The sequence below is a fragment of the Gluconobacter sp. OJB genome (assembly GCF_039638275.1).
Classification (GTDB): Bacteria; Pseudomonadota; Alphaproteobacteria; order Acetobacterales; family Acetobacteraceae; genus Gluconobacter; species Gluconobacter cerevisiae.
Window position 1 is genome coordinate 2,246,360 of sequence record NZ_JBDIWH010000001.1, and the last position, 15,719, is coordinate 2,262,078.

Annotated in this window: 16 protein-coding genes and 1 pseudogene; 7 read left to right on the forward strand and 10 right to left on the reverse strand. The window is 56.0% G+C overall.

Features of this window, described 5'->3' with window-relative positions; all coding sequences use genetic code 11:
• Positions 1-375: 375 nt before the first annotated feature.
• Positions 376-1,230: an oxidoreductase gene (locus ABDK74_RS10400; protein ID WP_346003735.1), complete on the reverse strand. Its 855-nt coding sequence runs from the start codon at positions 1,228-1,230 to the stop codon at positions 376-378.
• Positions 1,231-1,298: 68 nt separating this feature from the next.
• On the opposite strand from ABDK74_RS10400, the gene ABDK74_RS10405 reads away from it, so the two are divergent.
• Positions 1,299-2,210, forward strand: a complete 912-nt coding sequence (locus ABDK74_RS10405; RefSeq protein ID WP_346003736.1) for an AraC family transcriptional regulator — start codon at positions 1,299-1,301, stop codon at positions 2,208-2,210.
• Positions 2,211-2,394: 184 nt separating this feature from the next.
• Here ABDK74_RS10405 and ABDK74_RS10410 read toward each other — a convergent pair whose 3' ends face one another.
• Positions 2,395-3,126 carry a helix-turn-helix transcriptional regulator gene (locus tag ABDK74_RS10410; protein WP_346003737.1) on the reverse strand — a complete coding sequence of 244 codons (732 nt, stop codon included), beginning with the start codon at positions 3,124-3,126 and terminating at the stop codon, positions 2,395-2,397.
• 194 nt (positions 3,127-3,320) lie between these two features.
• Between ABDK74_RS10410 and ABDK74_RS10415 the strand changes: the two genes are divergently transcribed.
• Both ABDK74_RS10415 and ABDK74_RS10420 read left to right on the forward strand, forming a co-directional pair.
• Positions 3,321-4,202 (forward strand): NAD(P)-dependent oxidoreductase, encoded by an 882-nt coding sequence (locus ABDK74_RS10415; protein WP_346003738.1) that lies wholly within the window; start codon positions 3,321-3,323, stop codon positions 4,200-4,202.
• 70 nt (positions 4,203-4,272) lie between these two features.
• Positions 4,273-4,784, forward strand: a pseudogene (locus ABDK74_RS10420) (NADPH-dependent FMN reductase).
• A gap of 558 nt (positions 4,785-5,342) precedes the next feature.
• Here the strand turns inward: ABDK74_RS10420 and ABDK74_RS10425 are convergent.
• The 4 genes from ABDK74_RS10425 to bdcA are packed head-to-tail and all read right to left on the reverse strand — an operon-like array spanning position 5,343 to position 7,584.
• Positions 5,343-6,203 carry an NAD(P)-dependent oxidoreductase gene (locus ABDK74_RS10425; RefSeq protein ID WP_346003739.1) on the reverse strand — a complete coding sequence of 287 codons (861 nt, stop codon included), beginning with the start codon at positions 6,201-6,203 and terminating at the stop codon, positions 5,343-5,345.
• The gene (locus ABDK74_RS10430; protein WP_346003740.1) at positions 6,200-6,559 is read right to left on the reverse strand and encodes a hypothetical protein; all 360 of its coding nucleotides are present in this window, start codon (positions 6,557-6,559) and stop codon (positions 6,200-6,202) included. The genes ABDK74_RS10425 and ABDK74_RS10430 overlap by 4 nt, the downstream gene beginning before the upstream one ends.
• 9 nt (positions 6,560-6,568) lie before the next feature.
• Complete coding sequence (locus tag ABDK74_RS10435) at positions 6,569-6,874, reverse strand: EthD family reductase (protein WP_346003741.1); 306 nt, start codon at positions 6,872-6,874, stop codon at positions 6,569-6,571.
• The gene (bdcA, locus tag ABDK74_RS10440) at positions 6,871-7,584 is read right to left on the reverse strand and encodes an SDR family oxidoreductase (RefSeq protein WP_346003742.1); all 714 of its coding nucleotides are present in this window, start codon (positions 7,582-7,584) and stop codon (positions 6,871-6,873) included. Before bdcA ends, ABDK74_RS10435 begins: the two co-directional genes overlap by 4 nt.
• Before the next feature lie 69 nt (positions 7,585-7,653).
• On the opposite strand from bdcA, the gene ABDK74_RS10445 reads away from it, so the two are divergent.
• On the forward strand, positions 7,654-8,256 hold the full coding sequence (locus ABDK74_RS10445; RefSeq protein ID WP_346003743.1) for a TetR/AcrR family transcriptional regulator: 603 nt from the start codon (positions 7,654-7,656) through the stop codon (positions 8,254-8,256).
• 225 nt (positions 8,257-8,481) lie between these two features.
• Here the strand turns inward: ABDK74_RS10445 and ABDK74_RS10450 are convergent, their stop codons facing one another.
• Together ABDK74_RS10450 and ABDK74_RS10455 are read right to left on the reverse strand one after the other, a co-directional pair.
• A complete protein-coding gene (locus ABDK74_RS10450; protein ID WP_346003744.1) occupies positions 8,482-9,057 on the reverse strand; it encodes a DUF6998 domain-containing protein in 576 nt (191 codons plus the stop codon).
• Positions 9,058-9,461: 404 nt separating this feature from the next.
• On the reverse strand, positions 9,462-10,325 hold the full coding sequence (locus ABDK74_RS10455; RefSeq protein WP_346003745.1) for an NmrA/HSCARG family protein: 864 nt from the start codon (positions 10,323-10,325) through the stop codon (positions 9,462-9,464).
• Between the two features lie 105 nt (positions 10,326-10,430).
• Between ABDK74_RS10455 and ABDK74_RS10460 the strand changes: the two genes are divergently transcribed.
• Positions 10,431-11,321, forward strand: coding sequence for a LysR substrate-binding domain-containing protein (locus ABDK74_RS10460; RefSeq protein ID WP_346003746.1), 891 nt, complete (start codon positions 10,431-10,433; stop codon positions 11,319-11,321).
• An 81-nt stretch (positions 11,322-11,402) separates the two neighbouring features.
• Here ABDK74_RS10460 and ABDK74_RS10465 read toward each other — a convergent pair whose 3' ends face one another.
• Positions 11,403-12,320: a LysR substrate-binding domain-containing protein gene (locus ABDK74_RS10465; protein WP_346003747.1), complete on the reverse strand. Its 918-nt coding sequence runs from the start codon at positions 12,318-12,320 to the stop codon at positions 11,403-11,405.
• A gap of 88 nt (positions 12,321-12,408) precedes the next feature.
• Between ABDK74_RS10465 and ABDK74_RS10470 the strand changes: the two genes are divergently transcribed.
• Both ABDK74_RS10470 and ABDK74_RS10475 read left to right on the forward strand, forming a co-directional pair.
• A complete protein-coding gene (locus ABDK74_RS10470) occupies positions 12,409-13,425 on the forward strand; it encodes an NADP-dependent oxidoreductase (protein WP_346003748.1) in 1,017 nt (338 codons plus the stop codon).
• A 69-nt stretch (positions 13,426-13,494) separates the two neighbouring features.
• A complete protein-coding gene (locus tag ABDK74_RS10475) occupies positions 13,495-13,797 on the forward strand; it encodes an antibiotic biosynthesis monooxygenase (RefSeq protein WP_346003749.1) in 303 nt (100 codons plus the stop codon).
• Between the two features lie 924 nt (positions 13,798-14,721).
• On the opposite strand, the gene ABDK74_RS10480 is transcribed toward ABDK74_RS10475, so the two are convergent.
• Complete coding sequence (locus ABDK74_RS10480) at positions 14,722-15,138, reverse strand: hypothetical protein (RefSeq protein WP_346003750.1); 417 nt, start codon at positions 15,136-15,138, stop codon at positions 14,722-14,724.
• Between the last annotated feature and the right edge of the window lie 581 nt (positions 15,139-15,719).

The following is a 15,719-nucleotide window of genomic DNA, read 5'->3' on the forward strand; positions in this document are numbered from 1 at the left end:
CCTTTCTGACCCAGAAATGCTACAAAGTATGATAGAGGATCCGAAATTCAGTGGGATCAAACAGCACGCTATTTTCCATATGCTTTCCAGATTTCTTTTTTTGTAGACTTGTTAGTTGGGACTACGCGAAAACAGGCTAGGGCAGCTTTGTAAGGCTGCTACGCCAAACAACGAACTTTATCATATTATGGACCGCTCCGGAGTTGGCATAGCCATTTTCTACAAGCGGTGAACTGCGTCCGCTATTTAGAAACGCGTTCCGACGCTTCGACGGCCGAGAAAAGGGCGTAAGCGGACCTGCTGGTTCCGCCCTCTTTGCGGACATTTGGCTCGGAAAATTCAGCTTCTGACAGCTGCCACCGTGTGCGAAAAAAATTACCCGTCTGTTGATCGAGTTAATTCCTCCCAATCCTCAATTTCTCTTTCCATGCGAGAGAGACGGTCACGAACCAGGCGCAGAGCATCGCTTCCCAAAAGGAGTTGAGGTGGAGGCGTGTCCGACGCAACGAGATGAAGCACTGTCGCAGCAAGCTTTGCCGGGTTGCCCAATTGTTTGCCGTCCTTCTCGTGGCGAGCGGCCCGGATCGGATCGAACAGATCGTCGTAGTCCTTGATCGATCGCTCGGTCCTAACCATCGAGCGACCGGCCCAGTCTGTTCGGAAGGATCCAGGGCATAGCGCGGTGACGTGAACCCCGAAAGGCGCCATCTCTGCACGCATGACGTCCGAAATGCCCTGCAAAGCAAATTTGCTGCCACAGTAATACGAGATACCCGGCATGGTGATCAGACCACCCATTGATGTCACGTTCACAATAAACCCGCTGCGGCGTTCGCGAAAACGCGGCAGGAAGGCTTTGGCAATCGCAACAGCTCCGAAGACATTGACGTCGAACTGGTGACGCATTTCCTCAAGGGAAGATTCCTCCAGAACCCCTTCGTGCCCATATCCGGCATTGTTGATGAGTACGTCGACTGGACCATGGTCTTCTTCTGCCTGCGCGACGATGGCGGGGATAAGGTCGAACTCGGTGACGTCACACAGGACCGCGCGAACATCCGGCAGTCGCTCCAGTAAGGACGCTCTTGCGGCTTGCGACCGGACCGTACCAATCACCCGATGACCGGCCTCAAGGGCGGTCTGGGCAATGGCCAACCCAAATCCCGAGTTGGCGGCCGTGATAAAGAAAGTTTTCTGTGGCATGGCTCTGCTCGACTGGATTTCGTTCATGCCTTGACCAATAATATCGTATTATCCTGCGATATACTGCGATTTCTCTAATATCCTTGCCCGATCCTATGAATCATCAACTAGATATCCCGTCACTCCTCGCATTGGCCGCAGGACTCGCACCGCGATCTGGCTACAACGCTACGTCTTTGCCGAGTGTCCGTATCCTGCGTTCCGAGACTGTCCTCGAAGATGTGCCGGTCCTTTATCGCCCAGGTGCGGTTTTCGTCCTGCAGGGGTCCAAGCAGGGTTTCCTCAATGGCGAGATCTACCGATATGATGCCGAGCATTATCTTGCCGTTTCGATCCGTGTGCCTTTCCGGATGGCTTCGCAGGCCAGTCCTGCTCAGCCTCTGCTCGCCATATACTTCGATTTTGACCTGCACCTTGCTGCTGAAATAGCGACGACACTGAAGGAACAAGCTGGTCATGACGAAAAAATTCCGGCGCGAAGTCTGATTTCAAGTCGAATGGCACCCGCCATGGCGGATGTACTCCAACGCCTGCTTCATGCTCTCCATCACCCACAGGAACTCGCTATTCTCGGTCCGGGACTATTGCGTGAATTGCATTATCGCATCTTGGTCGGGCCTCAGGGCGGATCGCTGATGGCAGCTTTGTATCGTAATGACACGACAGACAGGATCGTACAGAGCCTCGCGCTGATCCGCGAACGTTACAAGGAAGGCCTATCGGTTTCGGAACTCGCTGTGACAGCCGGCATGAGCGTTCCGTCATATCACGTCGGCTTTAAGCGCCTCACCGGGAACACTCCGATCCAATATCTCAAGGCGCTGCGGCTACACGAAGCAAGGCTGATGATCGCACGACGTCAGGGGACACTTGCCGTTATTGCCGCCGAAGTCGGCTATGCCAGTCCCGCCCAGTTCAGTCGGGACTTCAAGCGCCATTTTCATCGCACCCCAACCGAGGAGGCTCAATGGATGCGAGAACATCTGGGTGAGCCACCACAGGCTTGACGCGCAAATCCCGCGCCTGGCAATGACCGATTGCTTAGTAGACAGTCAGGATACGCCTTCATATAAGTCATGCAATACGTATGAATGATTTACCAAGAGCAGACATAAGCCGCTTTCTCACCATTGGCATTGTGCCGTAACCAGTGGGTTATCCAAGATCTGATCTGAGATGGGCAAATAAACTCTACGAACCTTTGTCACTCGACCTGCACATTTTCATATAGGCTGCGGGACTATGCCCCGTGATCTTCCGAAATATTGCCGCGAAGGCACCCGGACTTTCGTAACCGACGTCAAGTGCGACGCTTGTAACCGCTTCCCCGCGTGCCAGCCTTTCCTGGGCATTGAGGATACGCAGCCGCTGACGCCAGGCCGTAAACGGCATTCCCGTCTCAGCCCCGAAATGCCGGACGAAGGAACGCACTGACATGGAAGCCTCGATCGCCCAGTCCTGCTGCTCGCGCGCATCGGCCGGGTTTTCGCTCAGCGCATCCGCCACACGACGCAAGCGGCCATCCGTCGGAAACGGCAGGGAAACCGATGCGCGGGGCAAGGATAAAAATTCATCCCAGAAACTCTCGGCCAGACGGGCGAGACTATCGCTCCAGGATTGATCCGACGCACAATGCGATAGCCGTTCGGCTTGCGCGATCAGGAGGGGCGTACCCCGCACGAGAAACGGCTGGGCGGATAACATCGTGGAGCGTGCCTGATCGATGAACAGGCTCCATCCGCGCACGGCGCCGTGCGAACGGGCTGTATGGCACAGATAAGGTGGCAACCACAAAGCCTGGCCGGGGCCAATCAGCCAGTATGCCTCGTCCGTCCGCATACCCATCACCCCATGCCCGATCCCGAAGATCTGACCACGAGAATGGGCATGAAGGTCCGCCGTCCGGCGGGTTTTCTGCTGCATGTGCCCTCCCAACAGCCAGGGAAGGCCCGCATCTGGACCGTCCATACAGGACGGAATTAGGGATGATCTGGCGCGCATGAGTCGAAATGTGGCTTACGTGATGAAGCACGCCAAGCCCCGCCTTTTTAAAATCTCGCATGAAGCGACACGGGGCCCCTGAGGATCTCGCGCAACCACAGCAAAGAGACATCATCATGAAAATCGGATTTATCGGGCTTGGCGCCATGGGCCATCCTATGGCGAGACGCCTGCTCGACGCGGGACACCATCTCGTTGTCTATAATCGAACAGCAGCCAAAGCAGACGATCTCGTGGCTATGGGAGCGGCCCTGGTGGAAACGCCCGCCGCCGTCGCGTGGGAAGTCGATGTCGTCTTTTCCATGATGTTCGACGATGCGACCACCCAGGAAACAACGTTCGGCAAGGGCGGGATCGCGTCCGGATTGTCGTCGAAGGCCATTCACGTTTGCTGTAGCACGGTCTCCCTCGCCCAGGCGCGCCGTCTGCGCGACGGTCATGCGGAGCGTGGCCAGACTTATGTCAGCGCCAATGTTCTCGGGCGCCCACCTGCGGCTGAAGCGGGGGAATTGTTCGTCATGGCGGCGGGAGCCCGTGACGGGCTGGACCGCCTGGAACCAGTGCTCAAGTGCTTTGGACCGCATATCTTCAGGATGGGCGATGACCCCATACAGGCCAATCTCGCCAAGCTGTCGCTGAATTTCATGATCTATTCGACCATCGAGCAGATGGCGGAGGTGTTCGCGCTCAATGAGAAAGCCGGAACCGACCCCCGCATGATCTTCGAGGTTATGACGGGCAGCTTCTACAATGCTCCGGTCCATAGGAACTACGGCAAGCTGATGGTCGAGCACGATTACGACTATCCCGGCGCGCCGGTGACGCTCGGTCTGAAGGACGTCAAGATGTTCATGGATGCCGGCGGCGATTATGGCGTTCCGCTGCCTTATGCCTCGGTCGTCCGCGATCGCCTGCTCAGCGCCGTCAGCGCCGGAGATGCCGATCGCGATTTCGTCGTGCTGCTGGAACGCGTGCGGCAGGAGAGCGGTTTGAAATAGGATGGACGGCAACCGCGCGGACACATCGGAAGGCTTAGCCACAAAAATGACGAAACGGGTTCTGGTGATTATGGGCAGTGTGCGGGCCGGACGTCATTGTCCCACCATCGCGCAATGGGTTTCCGGGGTCGGACAGGAAAAGACCGATCTCGCGGAATGGTCGCTTCCGATGGACGACGAGCCCGGCATTCCGGCACTTGGGCTTTACAAGCAACCCCATTCAAAAGCCTGGAGCGCGAAGGTGGCACAAGCGGATGGGTCGTCTTCGTGACACCCCAATATAACTGGGGGTATCCCGCCGCTTTAAAGAACGCAATCGACCATTGCTATCTCGAGTGGAAAGGAAAACCCTTGATGATCGTTACCTATGGCGGTCATGGCGGCGGGAAGTGCGCGGCGCAACTGCATCAGGTGGCGGACGGACTTAAAATGAGACCCGTCTCTCCGATGCCCGCGATTACCCTTTCAGACGCTATCATCCGAGAAAATGCTCCTCTTGATGACGCGACCTTTGCAGCGGTTCTTTCCCCGGTCCAGGACGGTTGGGCAGCGCTCGCTGAAAGCCTGTCCTCTTCGACGTAACCTGCAAGCACCCTGATCATCAAACAACACCCGTCTGATGATAGGGGCCGACGGAAAAATCGTCCGGCAATGCCTACCTGGCGGCGTATTGGCGTCAGCCGGAAGATGACAGGCCGCGGAAAAACGCGGGCTGCCCTCGTTCGAAGCGAGCATCGAAATCACCGGCAAGAACTGCGTCCAGGCTTTGGGGCAGGGCTGAAAATGGATCGCCAAAACCCTGTTCGCGGCTTGTGAAGCAGCCCGTTACGCCGATATTACCAACGCAAATACATGTGAGGAAGTCGAATTTACAAAGAGGCAACGACCTCATTATCATTACCGAAGTAATCTGCGCTGGAAGTGACCGTTATGTCCGCTTCGCAGTGTTTCCGATGAGGAGCGGACACTCCGCTTGCCCCCCCAATCTGTCTATCCGCGCATTGATGCCGTGGCAGACAGTCTGCTTCTGCCCCTTCTCGGACATGTAAAGTGCCATAGAGACTTCCCAAAACCGGGCACACACACTCTGTCTGCCGGCTTACTACCGCTCATGCGCCTGACTTTGCATCCCATAATCTCTCAGGAATTCCTATCCGCTTCACCCAATGTCTGTGCCGCAATGATCGACCAGTCTTTTTCTCCATGCCCAGCCGCAATGGCTTCTCCCATCCGTCCGAAGATCGCAGCCAGCATTGGCAGTTCACGACCGGTCGCAGCACCCGCTTCTGTCGCAAGCCTCAGATCCTTGAGGCCTAGAGCAGCGCGGAAGCCGGGTTCGTAAACCCGGTGCGTGATATTCTTCGAATAGACCTGATAAGATCGACTGCCGAACAGCGTGTTAAGAATCAGATCAAAAAATGCTTCACGCGCGACACCATTAGCCTCTGTCAGCACGACTGCCTCAGCCATCGCCTCAATCGCCATTGTAATCATCATATTGCAGGCAATCTTGGCCGCATGAGCCCCCGAAGGTTCATCCCCCAGCTGCCAAATACGCTTGCCCAACACCTCGAACAACGGCGCAAGCCTGGCCAAATGTGCCGGATCGCCAGCCGCCAGGATCTGCAACGCGCCGTCTGCCGCCACATCCGGCCTGCCAAGAACAGGGGTTGCCACGAACGCCACCCCGGCTTGGGTGTGGAGTGCGGTCAGCTCGCGCGAAAACGCGACTGAAATCGTGGACATCATCACATGGATCACACCTGGTGCTGCGTCTGACAACAAATCTGGATCGACGATTACGGAGCGAATAGCCGCATCATCCGACAATACCGTCAGCACGACATCGCCCTCGAAGGCCTTGTCCGGTGTTTGCAGCGCGGTCACACCTGCAAGTATGCGGCCTGAGCGTGTCCAGGCGGAAACGTCATGGCCGTTGCGGACCAGATTGGTGGCCATAGCACGGCCCATCGCACCGAGGCCGATAAAGGCTATCTTCATGCTGACGCCTCCGTGTTCAACGCAAGCCATACAAGCACTGCGTCGGAGTTTTTCTCGCAAATCAGGCCATGCCTGTTGCCGTGCCCGCCATGATCCGGCAGGTGCATCAACGCGGCCGAGGCCCTTGCATTATTCAAAAACGCAGCGGTGTGCGGTTTGGCGGCAGCAAAGTCGCCGGCCTCGGTGGTGACGATCAGGTAAGGATGTGAAACCTGTTCGGGCGCCTCCCACTCCTCATACATCGGTGCATGCTGATAGGTTCGACCAGATCGGGCTACGCGCTCGCCCGGGATCCAAAAATGGCCTCGGCGAATACTGCGGAGCGGCGCATTCGACCATGGGTGATCAAAACTCATGTCAAAACCTCAGAGAGGCAATGCGCGCATGCGCAGCGGTTCGAGATCGGTAAAGCGGGGTACATCCGCCATGATGACTGGAACTTCCGGACTACTGAATGCGACCTCGATACTGGCTGCGTCGATAAAGCGGCATTCGCAGATCGCGACGGTACCGGGCGCGTCCTGTGCTGGATAGAATGCTGCGAGCGACACAAGCCCATAGGCAGCAAAGGCGTTTCTTACTAGCGGCAGGTGGTGCTCCACATAGTATGCCCGGTCGAAACGATCGGCTGGCGTGCCGCGATAGATCACATACAGGACTTGCTCGCTCATACGCCGAACCCACCGTCAATCGTATGCATGGCACCTGTGATTCCACTCGCATGCGGACCTGCGAGATAAGCTATCAAGTTTGCCACATCTTCTGCTGTGCCGTGCCGTTTGAGCGCCATCTCGTCATGCATTACCTGTACGAGGGGGCCGTCATCGGGATTCATGTCGGTATTCGTCGGGCCCGGCTGCACCACGTTGACCGTGATATCACGCGCGCCAAAATCTCGTGCCAGACCGCGCGCAAGACCCTGCAATGCCGATTTGCTCATCCCATAAGCCGTAAGACCCTCGAACGGCATCCGGTCCCCATGCACAGAACCTATCAGGATAATCCGCCCGCCCTCACTCATCAGACGCGCAGCTTCGACGGATGCGAAATAAGGGCCGCGAATATTGACGTCGATCAGATGGTCCACTGCATCCGGCTCCAGCGTTAGCGGGTCGCCTGGCAACAGAAGAGCAGAATTATAGACCAGAACATCAAGCGGCCCTATTTCGCGCAGGAGGGCAATCGTCGCATCGCGATCTGAGGCATCGCTGCGGATCGCGTGTGCGCCAGTACGAGCCGCGACTGCTTCCGCCGCCGTCTGCGATCCAGCCCAGGTGAATGACACGTCGTCGCCTTCTGCAGCAAAGCGCGCGACGATCGCCGCCCCAATTCCACGACTACCGCCGATGACCAAGACTTTTCGTGTTGCCGAAGCCGACATAAGGAGCTCCTTGAATTTGTTGATTGGTCGCTACATAATTCACTCAGCACTAACGTCAAGGCTTTTTGAGTGACCGATCATTTATTAGCAAAAGGAGCGCGTGGCCGCCCCCGCCGGTTCGATCCAAATGCTGCTCTCATCACCGGGCGTGCATTATTTCACACGCACGGCTATGAAGCGCTTGGTATTGCCGCCATTACCGAGGCACTCGGTATCCGGCCGGCCAGCTTCTACGCTGCGTTCGGGAGCAAGGCCGCCTATTTCGAGCGAATTGCAGAAGCGTACGTGGCCGAAGTTCTGCCGCTGGAGACTTTCTTTCGTGATGACTGTCCGATTGTCGACAGTATTGCCGAGCTGCTGGGCGAAGCCGCACGCACATACACGACCTGCAGTGATCAGGCAGGATGTCTGATCCTTGAAGCGTTGCGGGCCGATCGTAACGACGAAGGAAGGCGCATTGCCATGCGTATTGCTCAGATCCGTCGCGAAAAGCTGCAAGCTTTCATCGCTCGCGGTGCATCAGCGGTAGCGTTGACCGCGACCGACGTCGTGACGGTGACGATGGCCGGCATGTCGGCGGCTGCGCGCGATGGTGTCAGCTGCGTATGTCTGGAGCAGGTCGCCGCAGTTGCTACGGTCGGGTTACGTTCACTTATCGAAGGAAGCGCGTAGGCAGTTGATCAGTAGTGATGATGTGCTGTTATGGCCGCAATCCTAACTCTGTTGACTGATCGCAGGCTGACTCCCCTTAAACTGCCTGTCTACTCAAGGAATTTGAAGCAGACAGGCGGGATGCGCCTCGTGTAAGCCGTTCAGCGTGATTCAGTGCTCACCGGATGGCGGACATTATTCGTTACAATCCGTTATGTCAGCGGGCGCTTTCAAACGCTGTTAACTTTATGGCTTCTCTAAAGCTTTGATAGCCGAAATCACTTCAGATCCAAGCTGGCGGGTATTTCTCTTATTTCCTGTATTATTGAGAAGACTGACACTCAATGATGTGGCTAGTTCACGCAAAGCAGGCTTTGTGATCCTCACGGGAATACCGTCTTTTTCCACTTGGATTGTGCCGCTTTCATATTCAAGTACCTTGTAAGCTCCATAGGAAGCTTCCCTGACAACGCCCTGATCATGTATGGGCACGGAGACTTTTTGTTGACGTGGGGAGTAAATATAGACGCCTTTTCCTTCACGGCATAAGAGACGGAAATCAGATGCAGACATATCAGCGACCTCCTCGATTGATATGTCATCATCATCAAAATTCAATCGTAGAACGACGACACGGTGAACAACATCGAAAGTGTTTCTGTTAAATCTGACGTGTTGGGTAGACGTGACAGTTTTGACGGATATATGTTCGCCTTCGGCTGAAACAACATCGTAGCCCTTCTGATTGACTTCCGGTGTCATTTGGCCACGGGTTTTTATCGCGACGTACAGTTCGCCAATTCGGCCGGATTGACTCCCCATTGAATTTCCTTTTCAAGCCAGCCTAAAGCTTCTCTAATCGAACGAATAACTTGTATCTGAGACAGGGCCATTCAGAGCCTTCGCGTCCGATCTAAAAATTATATCTAATCAGTTTAGCCGACGATGCGGAGCCAAGGAATATCGAACCGCGCCTGCATTGATAACCTCCGTTTTCAAGTGGTGCTTGGCTCGAGGCAGGTACGTCGTCTCCTGATCCGTCTTTCTGGTCAGGGATGTGAACCAGACAGGCGGCAGACGCCTTCCTGGCAGACCTCGCAGTCAAGAATATCTCTTACGGTTAGCTGACCTGAGCGCGTGACAACACAGCGCTAACCTGTCTGACTCCAACGGGGCGCAATAGGGCGCCGCCGCTGGACAGATGAAACCTCGTTACCTCATCAGGATCAGTCTGCGAGTGCCACCACGTAATCGCGGTATGTGCGCAGCGGGCGATCCAACATCTTCGTCAGACGTTCGACGTCGGCCGCCCCGGGAATCATGCCGTCGCTGACATAACGCTCGGCCATCAGGCGCATCTCATAGGCCATCCATTTCGGCATGAGCGTTCCCATGTTCGTCTCAAACCCGCTCGGATCGTCGCCGCCATAGGCGATTGGACGACCAAGCACTTCAGTCCAGATCGCGGCAAGGTCAGCGCCCGTCAGTGTATCGGGACCGGTGATGTTGATGGTCTCGATCGGTAATTTATCCGGCGCCTTGTCGCGACGTATCAGTTCGATCGCAGCGATTTCTGCGATGTCGCGCGCGTCCACCATGGCGACACCCTTTGCGCCGATCGGCATCGGGTAGATGCCATGGTTCATGATCACGTCCCTGATCATGACCTCGTTGTCGATGAAGTAGGTCGGACGCAGGATCGTAGCGTTGAACCCCATGGCTTCGAGCATCCGCTCGGCGCCGTACTTCACCGCGAAGTGCGGGACGTTGACGGCGCGGTCGGCATCGAACACTGACAGGTAGACGATCCTCTCCACTCCAGATTCACGGGCAACGTTCAGCGTGATAAGCGCCTGAGTGAATTCATCGCCTGTCACCGCGTTCAATAAGAACAGCGTGCGCACCCCACTGAAGGCGCTGCGCAGCGCATCGAGATCAAGGAGGTCGCCCTTCACCACCTCGACATTTCCATTGACATTGGCCTTGGCTGGATCTCGAGTCAGAACGCGAACGCTGGCGCCGCGCTTGGTGAGTTGCTCGACGACGTTGCGGCCGACGCGGCCGGTGGCACCGGTGACAAGAATGGTCATTGATTTGCTCTCCTGGTTAAGCCTTCTGGCTGAGACCAAGATCAGCGATCCACATCTGCGCCGATAGTCAGTATATTTGAGCGGTCTGTCTCATAGGGGGAACACATGGATCTTCTGGCGCTCGCTGACTTCACTCTTGTTGCCAAACACAGTGGGTTCGGCCGCGCCTCCCGCGCCGCTGGTCGCCCCAAGGCCACGCTGTCCCGTCGCGTTACGGAACTGGAAGAGGCCTTGAACCTGCGCCTGTTTGAACGCGGTGGCCGCATGATCAAGCTCACTGATGAGGGGCGCAGGCTGTTCGAGCGCGCGCATGCCCTGCTCAGTGAGCTTGATGACACGGCGAAGATGATCGCGTCGGGCAGTGAGACGCCACGGGGTCGCCTGCGCATCAGCGCCCCACTTCTGTTCTCGCAAATAGCGATGGGCAAACTTGCGGCGGAGTTCGCCTTGAAATACCCGGAGGTCCAATTGGAAGTGACGACTGATGATCGAGAGGTCGATATGATCGAAGAGGGCTATGATCTCGTGATCCGGGTCAATCCCAAGGTCGACGCTGGCCTGATTGGCCGCGTCTTCCTACGCGACCGGCTTGTTGTAGTGGCGCCCCCCCAACTTGACCGCCCCGCGGATGGTCAGAGTGTTCGCGCTGTTCTGCGTGGTTCGGGTGACGAGAAGAGATGGACGGTGGGGAGCGGTGGCGCGCAATCTCACATCGCCTTCGACCCGGTCCTTCGGCTTTCCTCGACTATGATGGTCCGAGATGCGGTAATGACCGGCGTCGGTGCCGCGGCGCTTCCCTATTCCCTGGTCTGCCGCGATTTGGCAGCCAAGAGACTTGTCTCCTGGGGCGATGTCGATCTCCCGCCGACGGCGCTATGGACGCTCTATCCGTCGCGACGATTGCTCAGCGTTCGCGTATCGTCGTTTTTAGATTTTTTGCGTCAAACCTTTCCAAAGGGCACACCGGAAGAACTGGCCGCCTTCATACCCATTTGAAGTTCAGACCTGATCTTCTGAGGATGGTGCCTCAAAACATGGGACTACTTCGTGGCGCTGCAAAAAAATGCACGCAGCTGGTCATTCGGCGACTTGATTAAACGCCTGTCGAAGCATTTCCAGCGCGGCGCGGACGGCCGGGTTAGACCGGCGGCTTTCAGGCCATAGCGCCGTGATGCTGCTACGCTCGACCGCGAACGCCTCAAGCACGGGTACAAGTTCGCCGCGCGCGACGTAGGGGGCGGTAACGAAGGTGGCACACATGCCGATTCCCGCCCCGGCAGCAAGCATCGCGACCAGCGCCTCGCTAACGTCGGCAGTCATCGTAGAGGGGGGATCAAGCTCAGTCACGCGGTCGGCGATCTTGAACTGCCAGCTCAGAGGTTGGCCGCTACTTTGATAACGTAACGTCACAGTGTCGTGATCAGCGAGATCGTCGGGATGCATGGGTGTGCCGCGTTCGGCCAGGTACGCGGGCGAAGCAAAGCAGCAGAACAGGAGCGAGGACAGCTTACGCGACAGCAGGCGTGAGTCTGTGAGTTCACCGATGCGAACCGCAATATCGACGCCTTCATCCACCACGTCGATGATTCGATCGGTAAGCCTGAGATCGATCGACACCTTGGGATGCCGCTTCCGAAAGGCCGGGAGTTCCGGTGCGATCACGTGCACACCAATCGGGAGCGAGGCAGCGATCCGCAACGTTCCTGACGGCTCCGACTGGACCGCTCTCGCCGTCTGCTCGATCTCCTCGGCATCGAGCAGCAGCTTCACCGCCCGCCCATGCAGTTCGCGCCCTTCGGTCGTCAGCGTCAGTGATCGGGTGGTCCGTGTGAAAAGCGGAATGCCTAACTGTTTCTCAAGTCGCTGGATACTTTTGCTGATCGCCGACGGAGATATCGACAATGCATGTGCGGCGGCTGAGTAGCTGCCAAGGGATCCCGCTCGCGCGAACGCGATCAAGCCCGTCAGACGTTGAAATGCGATTTGTTCCTTCATGGCATGATTGAAGCGCCGTCAGACCCCATTATCAAGCAGTATCGCCATGCTTACCCTCAATTCAGTGAGACAACTGCAGGAGGTTATATTGAGCGAGACCATGAAGGCGGTGCGGCTACATGAATTCGGAGGACCCAACGTACTCCGCTACGAAGACGCGCCCCGACCCAAGATCGGATCGGGCGAAGTGCTGGTCAGGGTTCACGCGGCGGGCGTTAATCCACCAGACTTATATCTGCGTGACGGCTATCGTGCGCTTCCGCCTGAGTGGCGGCCCAATCCCGTGTTTCCGCTCATAATCGGTACAGATGTATCAGGCGTGGTCGAGGCGGTCGCGGACGACGTGACGGATTTCGCGATCGGCAACGAGGTGTACGCCATGATCCGTTTCCCCAAGGATTTAATGAAGGGAAGCGATGCCTACGCCGAGTATGTCCGGGTGGCGGCCACCGAATTGGCGCACAAACCTGCCAGCATTGATCACGACTGTGCTGCGGGCGCTCCTATGTCGCTTCTCACCGCTTGGCAGTTCCTCATTGAGTTAGGACATGACGCACCTAACCCATTTCAGGACTTGCCCCACGTGCCGGTGCCACTCGCTGGCCGCACGGTGGTAGTCAACGGCGCAGGGGGCGGCGTGGGGCACGTGCTCGTTCAGTTGGCCAAGTCACAAGGCGCGATCGTCGTTGCTGTTGCGTCAAGCAAGAACGAGGCGCTGATGCGCGAATTCGGTGTCGCTCGCTTTATCGACTACACCAAAGTGCAGGTGGAGCAGGTGGTCCACGACGCCGACCTGGTGATCGATGCCGTGGGCGGCGAAAATATGGAGCGCCTGCTCGGCGTGCTAAAGCCAGGGGGCGCACTGTTCCTCGTCAATCCACTCGGCTTTAGTGGTCACGATGCAGCACGGAAGCGTGGGATCATCGTGTCCTCGACGCAGGTCCGCTCCAACAATCGCCAGCTCACCGAAGCGGGTCGACTGCTCAATGACGGCACGATCCGTGTAGTGCTCGATAGCGCCTATCCTCTTAGCGAGGCAGCCCGGGCACATGAACGTGCCTCGAAGGGCAGCATCCAGGGCAAGATCGTCCTGACCGTCACCTGACGTCTCAATGCCAACAAAGACCATGCCGAAGTGGCTGGGAGAAGTTGGCACCAGCACAAGGAGATTGCAATGTTGATTGTGACCGGTACGCTTTCTGTGGTGCCTTCCGATCTGACAAACTTCATGGCCGATCTTGGGCCGCTCGCGGAAGCCACGCGCCGACGCGACGGAAGCCTGTTCTATCATACCGCCGTGCTGGACGCCCGGACCGGCCAACTCCTCGTCGTAGAACGATGGCGGGATGAGGCGGCGCTCGCTGCATATCTCCGTTCGGCTGATACGATCGCCTTTTTGGCGTCGTGGCAAGGTCGGCTTAAGAGCGGCATACGCGTGTACGACGCCGAAAACGAGAGGCCAATTGCGACCGAGTAATAAATCTCGGAGAGGCAGCGGCGAATCAGGCTTCCCGCCCCTGCTGTTGCGGTGTTTCCCGTAAACTCGATCCCGAACGCTTTTTCTGAGACTGCCAATCGTAGATGGAGGAACGGGACCATTGCGAGCTCCTGAGACGACCGGTTTGGGGGGCCGTTACAGATACGCGTCCTCATGTAATTTTAATATTTTCCTGCATCCATCAACGCGTGCATAGAGGGGAAGGTCGTTTTCGTAATAATTATACCGTGTTGACTGTTTTTTAATTTTAACACCGGAGTTGCAGGGTGCAACGTCGAGGACAGATCGTCATGCACACAAGACATGTCCTTTTTTGTGGCGTTTCTGGGCGCCTTCGCGGCACGCGCTATAATATTAATTTCAAAAATTACGACATCTATGGGGCCCAAACTTATAGTGATGACGTAGCCGAAATCCGTTCCTCGTTCGCCTCATGACGCTTATATCCGGATTTCATTATGGCTCTTTAACGGTCATAAATGCGACATCTCGGGTGTCGTCCAATGGGATGGCGAGTTGCTTGTTTACAAGCCGGCTCCACAGATGCCGCCGCCAAAACCATGCTTCCTCGCGATCCGTAAGCTGGGTAACAGGCTACGACTTAATGACGACGAGACCTGCAAGGCATACTACTGCGCGATGAGAGGAAGCTTCAACGGTATGACCTTTCCCATGTAGAGCCGCCGATCGATCACCTATCTACCGAGATTGCATGCGTCTCGCGAGTATCATGCCGCCATAACCCAGTGGCATCATAAACCGTCCTTGGATCCACAAAAACATCTTCTTTCAAGTCGTTGCGTCGTACCGGACCTTCCGTTTTTGGCCCATCCGTTCAAGGAATATAAAGCAGACGGCGGGATAAGCCCTCATCAAAGACGTCTGATGAGCCGCTCGTGCCGCTTAGAAGGATGGATAGGAAAGATGCGTCTTAACTCCTGAATGGGCCAAAGCATCATTCAGGTTATCAACTATACCATTGCCAACCTTTGGGATGACTTGGGATAAAAGTTGATCAGAATGACTGTGGCATTCAAGCTCCATCCTGATAAAGAAGCTCCGTATAATCTGTCCTATGACCTCTTGTCCCAGATGAAGCGAGGCAAAATCCGTCATATACGGTTGCATGATTTTCATTGCCGAGATCACTCTGTTTCGCGCTTCCTGCGTGTTAGGAGATGCTTTGTCTCTATTAGCATAGTCCAGATAAGTCGCACATGATGTCGACGGTACGAAGATCGTCGTATCTGAGGCCACAGCTGCTGTAACCCCAAATGCGAGCTGTAGTGTCAGCAAAAACAAACCTTTAAAAATACGCATCTGATATACTTATTCCGAAAAATATACGTGCCTGATCGGCCGCGCTGTTCTGTGACGATCATAATCGATGCCAGTGTTCTCATGATTTCATCAAGCGGCTCCTGAGGCAAGCAGCATAGGACTTGATTGCGGCTTACAAGTCTCTGGCTGGGCTGAATCCGCTCTTCAAAGTCCTGAGAGACCCGCTATAGGCCCGTTCTGCTCTCTTCCGCGGGGCTCCGGGCTGTTTGCCGTCGCCCTAACACATGGTCATGCACGGAATTAATTTGCTGTTTTATGAGACAATGTACGCTTCCAGAAAAATTCATGGGTTATTTGAATGACCTGAATATAGTGAAAGCCTTCGCGAGGGTCATCCATGTGAATATCCGGTTTAACTGGTCGCCCTACACAAAGAAGACCTTCCGTTTCCCTGAATAAGGAGGCGGCGGGTGGCAGGAGCACGAGTTATGTTCTGGTTCTTCCCGAGATGTAAAATGCCTGTCGGAGATGATGATCGTGGCAGTGGAATTTATCGGAATAGCCCCTTCGATGAATATATTGATTTATCAATGTGTTGTGGGAACTTTAAAGGCGATCAA

Coding starts and splice junctions, on each gene's coding strand:
- ABDK74_RS10435 (WP_346003741.1), bottom strand. CDS start 6,874: ATGAGCGAGCAAGTCCTGTATGTGATCTATCGCGGCACGCCAGCCGAT.
- bdcA (WP_346003742.1), bottom strand. CDS start 7,584: ATGTCGGCTTCGGCAACACGAAAAGTCTTGGTCATCGGCGGTAGTCGT.
- ABDK74_RS10425 (WP_346003739.1), bottom strand. CDS start 6,203: ATGAAGATAGCCTTTATCGGCCTCGGTGCGATGGGCCGTGCTATGGCC.
- ABDK74_RS10450 (WP_346003744.1), bottom strand. CDS start 9,057: ATGGGGAGTCAATCCGGCCGAATTGGCGAACTGTACGTCGCGATAAAA.
- ABDK74_RS10405 (WP_346003736.1), top strand. CDS start 1,299: ATGAATCATCAACTAGATATCCCGTCACTCCTCGCATTGGCCGCAGGA.
- ABDK74_RS10400 (WP_346003735.1), bottom strand. CDS start 1,230: ATGAACGAAATCCAGTCGAGCAGAGCCATGCCACAGAAAACTTTCTTT.
- ABDK74_RS10430 (WP_346003740.1), bottom strand. CDS start 6,559: ATGAGTTTTGATCACCCATGGTCGAATGCGCCGCTCCGCAGTATTCGC.
- ABDK74_RS10455 (WP_346003745.1), bottom strand. CDS start 10,325: ATGACCATTCTTGTCACCGGTGCCACCGGCCGCGTCGGCCGCAACGTC.
- ABDK74_RS10415 (WP_346003738.1), top strand. CDS start 3,321: ATGAAAATCGGATTTATCGGGCTTGGCGCCATGGGCCATCCTATGGCG.
- ABDK74_RS10460 (WP_346003746.1), top strand. CDS start 10,431: ATGGATCTTCTGGCGCTCGCTGACTTCACTCTTGTTGCCAAACACAGT.
- ABDK74_RS10480 (WP_346003750.1), bottom strand. CDS start 15,138: ATGCGTATTTTTAAAGGTTTGTTTTTGCTGACACTACAGCTCGCATTT.
- ABDK74_RS10465 (WP_346003747.1), bottom strand. CDS start 12,320: ATGAAGGAACAAATCGCATTTCAACGTCTGACGGGCTTGATCGCGTTC.
- ABDK74_RS10475 (WP_346003749.1), top strand. CDS start 13,495: ATGTTGATTGTGACCGGTACGCTTTCTGTGGTGCCTTCCGATCTGACA.
- ABDK74_RS10410 (WP_346003737.1), bottom strand. CDS start 3,126: ATGCAGCAGAAAACCCGCCGGACGGCGGACCTTCATGCCCATTCTCGT.